We start from the raw sequence: 11,834 nt of genomic DNA, 5'->3' as shown, positions 1-11,834 counted from the left end.
CTGCGGTGCAGAATCGCGGCGTCTGACCCCGGAATATTCTTCGTCGCGCAACATTGCAACATCATTTGCATCGTTTTTGAAATTTTATGACCTCGCGAACGCAGAATAATCTATGCGAGCGCAGCATTAACCACTGGCGGTCTGGCCAAAGCATTGCGCCTAATGCCCTGAGAACTCGACAGATGAGGTATTTTAGAACAGGTGGTCGATGGAACGCGCGTAGTAGGCGGCCAGCGGTGCCCCTTGGGGCGTGAGATGGAACGAGTCGTCGCGTTCCTCCACCAGACCGCGCTCGATCATGGCGCGTAGACCAAATTCGACGCTGTAGCCCCGGTTGTTCCGGGCGAGATGGACATGCGCTTCAGGCAAGGCGGCAACCGCGTCGGAAAAGCCACGCTCCAATTCGACGCGGGTTTGCGGCCCACGCATCAGAAGATGCGCGACAAGAGGCACCGGCAGCACCGGAATGATGGCCGCGATCCTCGCCATGAGCGCCTTGGCCAGCGCCTCGGCATCGCTGGCAAGTGCGGGATGCGCGCGCAGGGAAACGGGCGGACCAAAGCTGACCGCCGCATACCCGAAACGGTGGAACCGTCCTGTCAGGCGCAACCAGACCTGACGAAGGACAGATCGAATGACACGGGTGACGGAGGCATCAAACCGGCGTGTTCCCTGACGATCGGCAGCTATCAGCACCTTATCTTCCAACACGCGATCATAGTTCAGGCCCACTGGAACGAAGGCAACATCACGGGCTGCCAGATCGAGATCATCTAGAAGGTAGGCCAGAAGCCCCAGTTTCGGCGGCGCAATGCCGCCATCCAGACTTAGCCCGCCTTCGGGAAAGATGGCCTGTGTCACGCCACCGCTGGTCGCCATCTGGACATAGCGCCGCAAAATCGTGCGATACAAACCGTCCCGCGATGTCCGGCGGATGAAGTAAGCCCCCATAGATCGGATCAGACGCGACAACGGCCAGACACGCGCCCATTCACCCACCGCATAGGACAGGGCTGAACGGTTGGCCGCCAGATGCGTGACCAGCACATAGTCCATGTTGGACCGATGGTTCATGACAAAAACCACCGTGGCCTCCGGGTCAATTGCGGCAAGCCCTTCGCCGTCATGCCGGCCCAACCGCACGCGATACAGGGTGTTCGACAACCAGCGCGCAAAGCGAAGCCCAAGGCCAAAATAGGCGAACGCGGAAAACGACGGCACGATCTCGCGCGCATAACGGCGGGCCTGTTCAAAGGCGACATCCTCACGCAGGCCGTGTTCGGCCGCATGCTCAACAATCGCCTGAGTGACGTCCGGATGATATAGAAGCCGCTGAATCAGATCGTATCGGCGCAACAGGCGAAAAGGTTCGATCGGGCGTTCCAACCGTTGGTTCAACTGCGCCACCGCCCGTTCCAGCCTACGTCGCAACACCCAGCGCACAGATGGAAACAGAAAGTGCGTCGCGAAACTGACCACCGCAAAGGCGAGGATCAGGGCAAAGAGCCAGAACGGCAGGGATACTTGCGACGTCATTGCGGTGACTCTTGCAGGGGTATGGCTGGGCGGCAAGGGGCAGGTATCGCCGAGCGGTGTTTTGTACAAACGGGGCGATAAATCCTCAACCCGGTTGAATTTTTTCAAGACCGACCTCATCGCCCCAAAACCCAAAGCCTGCCGCGCCGCAGAATATTGCGCTCGCGCCAGAGACGGCCCATGCTGCATGTGCTCGCGCTGCGATGCGGCGAATTGACAGAGACACAATCTTTCGCGTATCTCTGCTGAAACGCAACAAGATTGCTGAACTCGATTCATGCCTGACGGAGACCCCGATGACCGAAACCCAGATGCCGCAACGCGACAAACCTTGGTTGATCCGCACATATGCCGGTCATTCGACGGCCAAAGCCTCGAACGAATTGTATCGCGGCAATCTAGCCAAGGGCCAGACCGGACTGTCTGTCGCTTTCGACCTGCCGACGCAGACGGGCTATGACAGTGACCACATTCTAGCACGCGGCGAGGTCGGCAAGGTCGGTGTGCCGGTCTGCCATCTGGGCGATATGCGCGCATTGTTTCAGGATATTCCGCTGGAACAGATGAACACCTCGATGACGATCAATGCGACCGCGCCGTGGCTGCTGTCGCTTTACATCGCGGTGGCCGAGGAACAAGGCGCGGATATCTCTAAACTGCAAGGCACGGTGCAGAACGACCTGATCAAAGAGTACCTCAGCCGCGGCACCTATATCTGCCCACCGAAACCCAGCCTGAAGCTGATCGGAGATGTTGCGGAATACTGCTATACTAATGTGCCCAAATGGAACCCGATGAATGTCTGCTCCTACCACCTGCAAGAGGCGGGTGCGACACCGGAACAGGAATTGGCCTTTGCACTGGCCACGGCCACGGCAGTTCTGGATGAGCTGAAGACGCGTGTCCCGGCCGAGGATTTCCCGACACTGGTCGGGCGGATCAGCTTCTTTGTAAACGCCGGCATCCGGTTTGTGACCGAGATGTGCAAGATGCGCGCCTTTGTGGACCTCTGGGATGAGATCTGCCGCGATCGATACAGTGTCGAGGATCCCAAATACCGTCGGTTCCGCTATGGCGTTCAGGTGAATAGCCTTGGGCTGACCGAACAACAGCCGGAAAACAACGTCTACCGTATCCTGATCGAGATGCTGGCAGTCACCCTGTCGAAAAATGCCCGTGCGCGCGCCGTCCAATTGCCCGCGTGGAACGAAGCGCTTGGCTTGCCCCGGCCCTGGGATCAGCAATGGTCGATGCGCATGCAGCAGATAATGGCCTATGAAACCGATTTGCTGGAATACGATGACCTGTTTGACGGCAACCCCGCGGTGGATGCCAAGGTGGAGGTCCTAAAAGCGGGGGCGCGCGCCGAACTGGCCAATATCGACAGCATGGGCGGCGCGGTCGAGGCGATCGAATACATGAAGGGGCGGCTGGTCGACAGCAATGCCGAACGGCTGAACCGTATTGAACGTGGAGAGACCGTGGTGGTGGGCGTCAACAAGTTCACTCACGGCGAACCCAGCCCGTTGATGGACGCGGAAGGCGGCATCATGACGGTCGATCCGGCGATGGAGCAGGATCAGATCGGCCGGCTGAGCGCATGGCGGGACGAACGTAACGATGGAGAGGTCCGCGCCGCACTCGCGGACCTGCGCGCGGCCGCGGCCGAGGGCCGCAATGTGATGCCCGCCTCTATCGCCTGCGCCAAGGCGGGGGTGACCACCGGCGAATGGGCGGCGCAGATGCGCGCAGTGTTTGGCGAATACCGTGGCCCCACAGGCGTATCGCGGTCGGTGTCCAATAAAACCGAGGGGCTGGAAGACCTACGCGAAGCGGTGAACATGGTCAGTGACCGGCTGGGCACGCGGCTCCGATTTCTGGTCGGCAAACCGGGACTGGACGGGCATTCTAATGGCGCCGAACAGATCGCGTTCCGGGCACGGGATTGCGGTATGGAGATCGACTATGAGGGGATTCGCCTAACACCGGAACAGATCGTCGATGCGGCGCGCAACGGTGCGCATGTGGTCGGCCTGTCGATCCTGTCCGGCAGCCATATTCCACTGGTCGAAGACCTGATGGAGCGGATGCGGGCAGACGGGCTGGGCCATGTGCCGGTGATTGTCGGCGGCATTATTCCTGACGAAGACGCCCGGCGCTTGAAAGTCATGGGGGTCGCGCAAGTCTATACGCCCAAGGATTTTAAGTTGAACACAATAATGCGCGATATTGTGACTCTTGCCGATCCTGCTTCTGTTGCCGCAGAGTAAAAGACGTCAAGCGTCCTGTCATCGCCGCAAAGCCCCGCAATTTTTGCGGGGCTTTTACATGTCTGCCTCTAGTCGGCGTCAAATCGGCCTAGTATTTTCTCGCAACCGCGGGTCATAAGTGGTCACATTGAATTACCTATACTTTTGGCTACAAATCGCACACCCTTGCAAATGTCACAAAAAAGAAGTTGAAACTTAGTGGAAACGGATAAAGAAGTAGCGTCCTAAATAATGGAGAAGAAACATGGATATTAATCTGGAAAAGCTCTCTCGCGAAGAACTTGTGCAATTGATCGCCGATGCGCAGAAAGCGCTCAAGACTGTCGAGACGCGTAAACGGGCAGAAGCAAAACGCGCAGCGGAGTTGGCTGTGAAAGAGTTCGGCTTTTCGTTGGACGAGGTGTATTCGGCTAATGTGAAAGGCAGCAAGGGCGCGCCGAAATACGCCAACCCTGCCGACCCAACTCAAACATGGACCGGGCGTGGTCGCAAACCCAATTGGGTAATTGAGGCGCTGGACGGTGGCAAGTCCCTAGACGATCTCGCGATCTAACATGACGATTCACATTGGGGCCGCTGCGGGTGATATCGCCGAAACCGTGCTGATGCCCGGGGACCCGCAGCGGGCAAAGTGGGCCGCAGAAAAATTTTTGGATAATGCCCTCTGTGTGAACAAAACACGGGGAATGCTGGGGTATACCGGCACCTGGAAAGGCCATCGTGTTACTATCCAGGGGTCGGGCATGGGAATGCCCAGCCTTTCAATCTATGCCAATGAATTGCTGCGTGACTACGGGGCAAAGACGCTAATCCGGATCGGATCCTGTGGCGCGATGCAGGAACATGTCGGCTTGCGTGACATCGTCATTGCAATGACGGCATCGACCTTATCCACTCCCTCAAAGGGTCTGTTCCGGGAATTGAGCTTTGCGCCCTGCGCGGATTTCGGACTGTTGGAAGCGGCAGTCGCTGCGGCGCGCAGGCACGGGGCAACGACCCATGTGGGCGGAATCTATTCGTCGGACGTCTTCTACGACGAACGGCCAGACCTGAATGAGCAGATGGTGCGGCACGGCGTTCTTGCGGTCGAGATGGAGGCCGCCGAGCTATATTCTGTCGCCGCCCGTCACAATGCGCGGGCCTTGGCTGTGCTGACCGTTTCTGATCACCTAGCAACCGGGGCGGCGCTGCCAGCCGAAGACCGTGAACGGTCTTTCGGCGAAATGGTCGCGATCGCGTTGGAAGCGGCCTTTAATTAATCGAACGGCGGCGAGCTCGTCCCCACACTAGACACCATGCGTTCTATCATAACCGTTGGGCGGCGGGCTTTGCCAGTCGCCCAACGCACCTGTAGCAGGGGCAAGCACCTCAACCTTCAGTGGGTGGCACTCAGCCGTATCTGAACTGTGCTGGGCCGAACAATCGCCGCCCGGACAGGCGCTGAGCGCTCCCAAAAGATCAATCTCAGCAAAAAATGTGATCTGATCTCCCGGTCGGACCGGGCTTGCCTTCATGAAATATTGACCGGTGTCGCGGGTGAACCCAGTGCACATGAAGACGTTGAGCACGTCGTGGACATGGGTTTCGGCCTCTTCCACGGACATCTGACGCGCCACCGCCAAGGCGCGTGTCAGGTTGGAGTGGCAGCAGTGATGGTATTGCGTACCTGCCAACAGATTGCCGGTGTAAGGATCACAGCGCGTGCCAATCACATCATGCACGGATCCACCAAAGGCGTCGATGCCGTACCAATCCAGGCTGTCCTCTACGATGGTCGCCATCGGCCGCAGGTTGGGAAAACTGGACCAGAGGCGTTCCCCTGTGGTGACATGGGTGCCGTGCAGGGCGCGGGTTTTGCCAGAATAGAACCGCTCGGACAGGTCCTGCGCGTTCCACAGGTTCAGGTCGCCGACCTGCGGACCTTCGACAGAGGAAATACGGAAGAAATGCCCGGCAGGCACGGCAAAGCTGCAGGCATTGCGGGGCTGTGCCAAAATCGTCTCGATGACCGCTGCGGATTCCAACGCCGCACGATACACAGGCAGATCGGGCTGCGGCAGCGTCTCATTGGGGTAGCAGATCACCGGCGGTATGGCCCGGCGGGCCTCGGCGTCAGAGGGCGGTGTGGTCATGGCGCGGCTCCTTTTTCCGGCGAGTGAACCCCCGAGGTCGATATAACGCAAGAGGTGACTGCCCACTCCCCCTGCGATGACATCAGCGGCGCGCTTGCGCGTCCGGGCGATGGCATTCGCGTGGAGGTTGCCCAATGGCACCTGACAACTGCGCGCCGCAATGCACACAGGTCCACGTACTGAGTCCATCTTTCCGCCGCTCACGCCACCGGCAAAGGCGGGTGGCCCTGTTGGAAAACACGGCAATCAGGACAAAGGCGATGATAAGACCGACGATGACAAACATAGAGGTCATGTAGCGGTCGCGGCCGCGTAGGAAAAGCAACCTGTCGCGCATAGCCAGCATTCGGCGGTGTGGTGCCAGAAGCGCGGAAGCGGATAAAGCCCGCAGCCCACGCCGCTCAGACTAAAACGCCCGGTCCGACGGGCCGGGCGAGATCATCTTGGTGTCATGCGGCAAAGGGCAGATCCTCATAGACCGGCACCGTGCTTTCAGGTCGTCTTTCAGGAGTGTAATAGGCCCAAGCCTGATTGAGGGCTTCAAGGGCGGCGTTCGCCTTGCTTTTTTGGTTCTCTGTCATGGGGTTGCCTTTCGATCTACAGCGACCCCCTCCCTGCCGTGCTACCTAGTCCACCTTTGCGGTCGTGACACCCGTCAAAGCCGCAAACGCGTGTTGCACCCAATGCAAGGGAAGTTGCGTCACCCAAAGAAATGCGCCCCAACCGCGCAAAGGCGGCCGGGGCGCTTGTGCAATTGACAGGAACCGACCGCCCGCGCGATCAGACTGCGCGATCGACCATCATTTTCTTGATCTCGGCAATCGCCAGCGCCGGGTTCAAACCCTTGGGGCAAGTCTTGGCGCAGTTCATGATCGTGTGGCAGCGGTAAAGCTTGAACGGATCTTCAAGCTCATCCAGACGTTCGCCGGTAGCCTCATCGCGGCTGTCGATAATCCAGCGATACGCGTGCAACAAGGCCGCCGGTCCAAGGTAGCGGTCACCATTCCACCAATACGACGGACATGCGGTCGAACAGGAGGCGCACATCACGCATTCATACAGACCGTCCAGCTTTTTACGGTCTTCGATCGACTGCTTCCACTCCTTGGCGGGGCGGTTGGTCTTGGTTTCCAGCCAAGGCATGATGCTGGCGTGCTGAGCATAGAAATGCGTCAGGTCCGGGATCAGATCCTTGACCACCGGCATGTGCGGCAGCGGATAGATTTTGACGTCGCCCTCGACCTCGTCCAAGCCATAGATGCACGCCAACGTGTTGATCCCGTCGATGTTCATCGCGCAGGAACCACAGATCCCTTCGCGGCAAGACCGGCGGAAGGTCAGCGTCGGATCGATCTCGTTCTTGATCTTGATCAGCGCGTCCAGAACCATCGGACCGCAGGTGTCCATGTCGATGAAATAGGTATCAACCTGCGGGTTTTTGCCGTCATCCGGATTCCAGCGGTAGATGCTGAACTTGCGTATCGTCTTGGCATTCTTGGGCTTAGGCCAAGTCTTGCCGGTCTTGATCTGCGAGTTCTTGGGGAGCGTGAACTGTACCATTTCTCTCTCCTTAGCGAAGCAAAGCTGGCAGGCCGTTCACGGCCAGACAGCGGAGGGTTTCGGGTTTGGACGCGATGTCCTTTGCAATCTGAAACGTGCTTTCCGTCGGCCCCAGCACGGCGTCGGCAGCCAGCGCGCGGATCTGCTGCGCATTGGCATTATCAATGAGGCAGTCCAGCGTCGGCTGCAGCGGAACTCCGGGGAATTGCTCAGACACCACTGGGGTGAGCGCACTGCGCGCTGCGTTGCGAGCAAGTTGATCCTGCGCCTGCGGCGAGCAGCCTATGAGGGTCGCAAGCGCAACACCAACAAGGCAATGACGGATCAATCGAAACAATAGAGTGTTCCTCGGTACATGCGCGGCGCGCCAGGGTAGCAGCCGACCTGCTCTGCTGGCACGACAACGACTGGTCTGCGATATCTCTGCTGTGGCGAGGGGGCGGCTTGTCGGTTGCGGCAGTCATAAAGCGCCTGCTGATAGCGATTAACATAGCCCGATTTCGATCCTGTGTAGGCGTAGTCGTGTGCCAAGGCCTCACAGGTGCGAGAGGTTTGACCATATCCGTTTGCCATTGCTGGCAACGCCGAGACGGTGAACAGCGCTGCGGCAAGCGTTGACCACAATATCGGGTGTTCCGCGCTGAACGCGCGCTTGCAGGCCGCGAGGATCGAGCCGCGCGCCCCTCTGCTACCCTTTGATGTATGGGTCGTTGCTGAAGTCTCAAACATCTATTCCACCCTCCCATAGGCTGCACGCGACACACCGTCCGTCAGGTCCGAATGCATGGTCAAAAGAACATCCACGGCCTTAAGCCGCTGCTCTTTTTCCAGCCCGATCGCATTGATCCGGCGGACGTATTCCAAAAGATCGTCCGGCACCCCAGCGTTGGTGCGCGGCGCGGGCTTCAGCGCGTCAACATCCTCTGGGCACATCCCGGCAAGTTCCAGGATCGGCGCCCCCCAAAAGCGGGGTGAGGCGATTTGCTCTTCCATGTCAAAAACATGACCCGCAACACCAAACGCCTTTTCCGCCTCGGCAACCAATTGCCCAAGAGCCTCGGGCCGTCCGATCTCGCGCGCCCAATCGTCATAGTCCGCGCTGACGCCGCGCAATTTGACCGCGTAGCGATAGGATGACTGCATATGCGCTGCCGGATCGCGCCGAAACAGCACCCAAGAGATTTCATCGCCGTCAAAGGCTTTTTGCAGCGCCCGCATGGCCTGCGCCGGTCCCCTGTCGAACGTCATCCGGTACATGTCGCGGACGCGCCAGCCAAGCAGGTTTTCGTCAGTGATCAACACGACGGGAGATTTCTGCGCGTCGGCCCAGTCGCGGATGCGGCGCGCGGCGCGATCTAGCCGCCTCTGCCGCAGGCGCGACGGGCCATACCGAACAGTGTCGCGCGCAGCGCTGCGAAAGTCGGAGCCGACGTCCTGTTTACGGCTGAACGCGATCCCACGGGCCCGCAGGGCATCCCGATTCAGAACAAGTGCGTCCTGAAACGCCGAGGTCCCGGTCTTGGGGAGCCCGACGTGAAAGATGACATGTTTGCGAGCCATACCGACCACTCTGCCGACCTCAGAAGGTCCGTGCCTTGGGCGCGATCCTCTGGAGCGAGATACCGCCCTGCTCTTCGGTTGACAGAGGATCTACGACAACCGGTCGATGGCTGAGATCGACCTTGTTGCCGTCGACCCGGGCGATGGTGTGCACGCGCCAGTTTTCATCGTCGCGGGTCGAGAAATCTTCATGCGCGTGCGCGCCGCGGCTTTCCTTGCGCGCTTCGGCCCCGACGATGGTTGCCAGTGCGTTGGGCATCAAGTTGGTCAGCTCAAGGCTTTCCATCAGGTCCGAGTTCCAGACAAGGCTCCGATCGGTGACTTTGATGTCATCCATCTTGCCAGCGATGGCGGTCATCGCCTCGACACCCTCGGCCATGGTCTTGGCGGTCCGGAAAACGGCGGCGTCGCGCTGCATGGTCTTCTGCATTTCCAGCCGCAGTTCGGCGGTGGGCGTTCCACCGTCCGCGTTGCGGATGCCGTCAAAGCGGTCAAAGGCTTTTTCGATCTGATCTTTGGGCGCTGTTGGCACAGCGGTTTCGGGGTCGACAACCTTCCCGGCGCGGATCGCGGCTGCACGGCCAAAGACCACTAGGTCAATCAGCGAGTTTGATCCAAGGCGGTTGGCCCCGTGGACGCTTGCGCAGCCTGCCTCGCCCACGGCCATCAGGCCAGGAACAACGGCGTTGGAATCGCCCTCGGTCGGGTTCAACACCTCACCCCAGTAGTTCGTGGGAATGCCGCCCATGTTGTAGTGGACCGTCGGCAGAACCGGGATCGGTTCCTTGGTCACGTCGACACCAGCAAAGATCTTGGCACTTTCCGAAATGCCGGGCAGGCGTTCGGCCAATGCCTCTGCGGGCAGGTGCGACAGGTTCAGGTGGATGTGATCGCCTTCTGAACCCACACCGCGACCTTCGCGGATTTCCATGGTCATGGAGCGCGAGACATAGTCGCGCGGCGCGAGGTCTTTGTATGTCGGGGCGTAGCGTTCCATGAAACGCTCACCTTCGGAGTTGGTGAGGTAGCCGCCTTCGCCGCGCGCACCTTCGGTGATCAGGCAGCCGGAACCGTAGATGCCGGTGGGGTGGAACTGAACAAATTCCATGTCCTGAAGCGGCAGCCCCGCGCGGGCCACCATACCACCACCGTCGCCGGTGCAGGTGTGCGCCGATGTGGCAGAGAAATAAGCACGACCATAGCCGCCGGTCGCTAGCACCACCATTTTGGCGTTGAAGACGTGGAAGGTGCCGTCGTCCAACTTCCAGCAGAGAACACCTTTGCAGACACCATCTTCCATCAAAAGGTCGATGGCAAAGTATTCGATGTAGAACTCGGCGTTGTTCTTCAGCGACTGGCCATAAAGCGTGTGCAGGATTGCGTGGCCGGTGCGGTCCGCGGCGGCGCAAGTGCGCTGCACGGGCGGGCCTTCGCCAAATTCGGTGGTGTGACCGCCGAAGGGACGCTGATAGATCTTGCCCTCTTCGGTGCGGCTGAATGGAACACCGTAATGCTCCAATTCATAGACAGCCTTGGGCGCCTCACGCGCGAGGTACTCCATTGCGTCGGTATCACCCAGCCAGTCGGAGCCCTTGACCGTGTCGTACATGTGCCACTGCCAGTGATCGGGACCCATGTTCGACAGCGAGGCCGCGATGCCGCCTTGGGCGGCGACGGTGTGCGAACGTGTCGGGAATACTTTGGTCACGCATGCGGTGCGCAGCCCTTGTTCCGCCATGCCGAGCGTGGCGCGCAGCCCTGCGCCCCCGGCCCCGACGACCACGACGTCATAATCATGCGTCTCGTATTCGTATGCTGCCATTGGAATGTACCTGTCGATCTGTAGCGGGAGGCGATTTTTCGTCGAAAAATCGTCACTGGCGGATGGGTCTGGCGCGTCGTCTCAGAGGGCGATGCGGGCGATGGCGAAAACGCCGACTGCGGCGGCGCCGTAGCTGAGGCAGGTCATGATCAGGATCAGGATTTTCTCCATCACCCCATGCACATAATCCTCGATCAGCACCTGCACCCCCATGTTGAAGTGGTGAAAGCCCACAAGGATGGTCAGCGCAGCGACGATCGCCGGGAAGGGGCGGCTGTAGTAGGCCAGCACCTCTTCATAGGTGCCGCCCAGTGCGCCGCCAAAGGTAAAGATGAAGAAAGGCACTAGAATAAGCAGCGCGACGCTGCTTTTCTTCATTGCCCAGTGGTGTTCGGTGCCGGATTTGGCTGCGCCCCAGCCCACTGCGCGCTTGCGATCGGTCAGAAATGCCATGTTTCGGGCCTCCTCAGACAACGATGATGGTAAAGAGGGTCAGCAGGACAGAGCCGATGATCACACCCCACCCCAGCATTTCGGCGGAGTCGATCTCGAGCATCTTGGCCTCGTCCCAGATCATGTGACGCACACCAGCCAGCAGGTGATACCAGATCGCCCAGACAGAGCCTAGCATCACCAGATCGCCAAACCATGAACGCACAACTGCGTCTGCGGTTGCGAAGTACTCTGGCGAGGTCGCCGCAGCGAGGAACCACCAGACTATCATCAGCGCGGCCAGCAACAGCGCATTGCCGGTAATGCGGGTGAGGATTGAGGAAATCGAGGTAAGCTGCGGGCGATACACCTGCAGATGCGGAGAGAGTGGGCGATTGCCCCGGTTCACGTCGGCCATGGATGATGTCCTTTCGGGTCCGTTGCCTCTTGTTCTACTTCTTTCACGCGGCGTGTCACGGGGGTGGCCCCGTTAATCCTGCGGTTTTTTGGCGCAACTGGTGG

The 11,834-nt window shown here is 59.5% G+C and carries 13 protein-coding genes; 3 read left to right on the top strand and 10 right to left on the bottom strand.

The features are described from left to right. Positions 1-192: 192 nt before the first annotated feature. Positions 193-1,536 (bottom strand): 1-acyl-sn-glycerol-3-phosphate acyltransferase, encoded by a 1,344-nt coding sequence (locus tag ANTHELSMS3_RS10560; RefSeq protein ID WP_094034834.1) that lies wholly within the window; start codon positions 1,534-1,536, stop codon positions 193-195. 296 nt (positions 1,537-1,832) lie between these two features. Between ANTHELSMS3_RS10560 and ANTHELSMS3_RS10555 the strand changes: the two genes are divergently transcribed. The 3 genes from ANTHELSMS3_RS10555 to deoD all read left to right on the top strand — a co-directional run bounded on the left by ANTHELSMS3_RS10555 (position 1,833) and on the right by deoD (position 5,065). After that, positions 1,833-3,806: a protein meaA gene (locus ANTHELSMS3_RS10555; RefSeq protein WP_254694902.1), complete on the top strand. Its 1,974-nt coding sequence runs from the start codon at positions 1,833-1,835 to the stop codon at positions 3,804-3,806. 244 nt (positions 3,807-4,050) lie between these two features. Further along, the gene (locus tag ANTHELSMS3_RS10550; RefSeq protein ID WP_094034832.1) at positions 4,051-4,359 is read left to right on the top strand and encodes an H-NS histone family protein; all 309 of its coding nucleotides are present in this window, start codon (positions 4,051-4,053) and stop codon (positions 4,357-4,359) included. Position 4,360: 1 nt separating this feature from the next. Further along, on the top strand, positions 4,361-5,065 hold the full coding sequence (gene deoD / locus ANTHELSMS3_RS10545; protein ID WP_094034831.1) for a purine-nucleoside phosphorylase: 705 nt from the start codon (positions 4,361-4,363) through the stop codon (positions 5,063-5,065). Between the two features lie 27 nt (positions 5,066-5,092). Here the strand turns inward: deoD and ANTHELSMS3_RS10540 are convergent, their stop codons facing one another. From ANTHELSMS3_RS10540 to sdhC, 9 genes are all read right to left on the bottom strand, one after another. Next, on the bottom strand, positions 5,093-5,938 hold the full coding sequence (locus ANTHELSMS3_RS10540; RefSeq protein WP_094034830.1) for an urea carboxylase-associated family protein: 846 nt from the start codon (positions 5,936-5,938) through the stop codon (positions 5,093-5,095). A 449-nt stretch (positions 5,939-6,387) separates the two neighbouring features. After that, positions 6,388-6,519: a hypothetical protein gene (locus tag ANTHELSMS3_RS26335; RefSeq protein WP_302630585.1), complete on the bottom strand. Its 132-nt coding sequence runs from the start codon at positions 6,517-6,519 to the stop codon at positions 6,388-6,390. A 199-nt stretch (positions 6,520-6,718) separates the two neighbouring features. Further along, positions 6,719-7,498: a succinate dehydrogenase iron-sulfur subunit gene (locus ANTHELSMS3_RS10530; RefSeq protein WP_094034829.1), complete on the bottom strand. Its 780-nt coding sequence runs from the start codon at positions 7,496-7,498 to the stop codon at positions 6,719-6,721. Positions 7,499-7,508: 10 nt separating this feature from the next. Continuing rightward, on the bottom strand, positions 7,509-7,835 hold the full coding sequence (locus tag ANTHELSMS3_RS10525; protein WP_254694901.1) for a hypothetical protein: 327 nt from the start codon (positions 7,833-7,835) through the stop codon (positions 7,509-7,511). Beyond that, a complete protein-coding gene (locus ANTHELSMS3_RS25515; protein ID WP_157733478.1) occupies positions 7,823-8,227 on the bottom strand; it encodes a hypothetical protein in 405 nt (134 codons plus the stop codon). Before ANTHELSMS3_RS25515 ends, ANTHELSMS3_RS10525 begins: the two co-directional genes overlap by 13 nt. Then, the gene (locus ANTHELSMS3_RS10520; RefSeq protein WP_094034828.1) at positions 8,228-9,058 is read right to left on the bottom strand and encodes a hypothetical protein; all 831 of its coding nucleotides are present in this window, start codon (positions 9,056-9,058) and stop codon (positions 8,228-8,230) included. It lies immediately after the preceding gene. A 19-nt stretch (positions 9,059-9,077) separates the two neighbouring features. Beyond that, the gene (sdhA, locus tag ANTHELSMS3_RS10515; RefSeq protein ID WP_094034827.1) at positions 9,078-10,880 is read right to left on the bottom strand and encodes a succinate dehydrogenase flavoprotein subunit; all 1,803 of its coding nucleotides are present in this window, start codon (positions 10,878-10,880) and stop codon (positions 9,078-9,080) included. An 81-nt stretch (positions 10,881-10,961) separates the two neighbouring features. After that, on the bottom strand, positions 10,962-11,333 hold the full coding sequence (gene sdhD / locus ANTHELSMS3_RS10510) for a succinate dehydrogenase, hydrophobic membrane anchor protein (protein WP_094034826.1): 372 nt from the start codon (positions 11,331-11,333) through the stop codon (positions 10,962-10,964). A 13-nt stretch (positions 11,334-11,346) separates the two neighbouring features. Continuing rightward, positions 11,347-11,730, bottom strand: coding sequence for a succinate dehydrogenase, cytochrome b556 subunit (gene sdhC / locus ANTHELSMS3_RS10505; protein WP_094034825.1), 384 nt, complete (start codon positions 11,728-11,730; stop codon positions 11,347-11,349). Positions 11,731-11,834 lie beyond the last annotated feature (104 nt).

This window comes from Antarctobacter heliothermus, from assembly GCF_002237555.1.
GTDB lineage: Bacteria > Pseudomonadota > Alphaproteobacteria > Rhodobacterales > Rhodobacteraceae > Antarctobacter > Antarctobacter heliothermus_B.
Note: the sequence above shows the minus strand (reverse complement) of the source record. Positions and strands in the feature narration are given on the sequence as shown.

Coding starts and splice junctions, on each gene's coding strand:
- ANTHELSMS3_RS10560 (WP_094034834.1), bottom strand. CDS start 1,536: ATGACGTCGCAAGTATCCCTGCCGTTCTGGCTCTTTGCCCTGATCCTC.
- ANTHELSMS3_RS10555 (WP_254694902.1), top strand. CDS start 1,833: ATGACCGAAACCCAGATGCCGCAACGCGACAAACCTTGGTTGATCCGC.
- ANTHELSMS3_RS10550 (WP_094034832.1), top strand. CDS start 4,051: ATGGATATTAATCTGGAAAAGCTCTCTCGCGAAGAACTTGTGCAATTG.
- deoD (WP_094034831.1), top strand. CDS start 4,361: ATGACGATTCACATTGGGGCCGCTGCGGGTGATATCGCCGAAACCGTG.
- ANTHELSMS3_RS10540 (WP_094034830.1), bottom strand. CDS start 5,938: ATGACCACACCGCCCTCTGACGCCGAGGCCCGCCGGGCCATACCGCCG.
- ANTHELSMS3_RS26335 (WP_302630585.1), bottom strand. CDS start 6,519: ATGACAGAGAACCAAAAAAGCAAGGCGAACGCCGCCCTTGAAGCCCTC.
- ANTHELSMS3_RS10530 (WP_094034829.1), bottom strand. CDS start 7,498: ATGGTACAGTTCACGCTCCCCAAGAACTCGCAGATCAAGACCGGCAAG.
- ANTHELSMS3_RS25515 (WP_157733478.1), bottom strand. CDS start 8,227: ATGTTTGAGACTTCAGCAACGACCCATACATCAAAGGGTAGCAGAGGG.
- ANTHELSMS3_RS10520 (WP_094034828.1), bottom strand. CDS start 9,058: ATGGCTCGCAAACATGTCATCTTTCACGTCGGGCTCCCCAAGACCGGG.
- sdhA (WP_094034827.1), bottom strand. CDS start 10,880: ATGGCAGCATACGAATACGAGACGCATGATTATGACGTCGTGGTCGTC.
- sdhD (WP_094034826.1), bottom strand. CDS start 11,333: ATGGCATTTCTGACCGATCGCAAGCGCGCAGTGGGCTGGGGCGCAGCC.
- sdhC (WP_094034825.1), bottom strand. CDS start 11,730: ATGGCCGACGTGAACCGGGGCAATCGCCCACTCTCTCCGCATCTGCAG.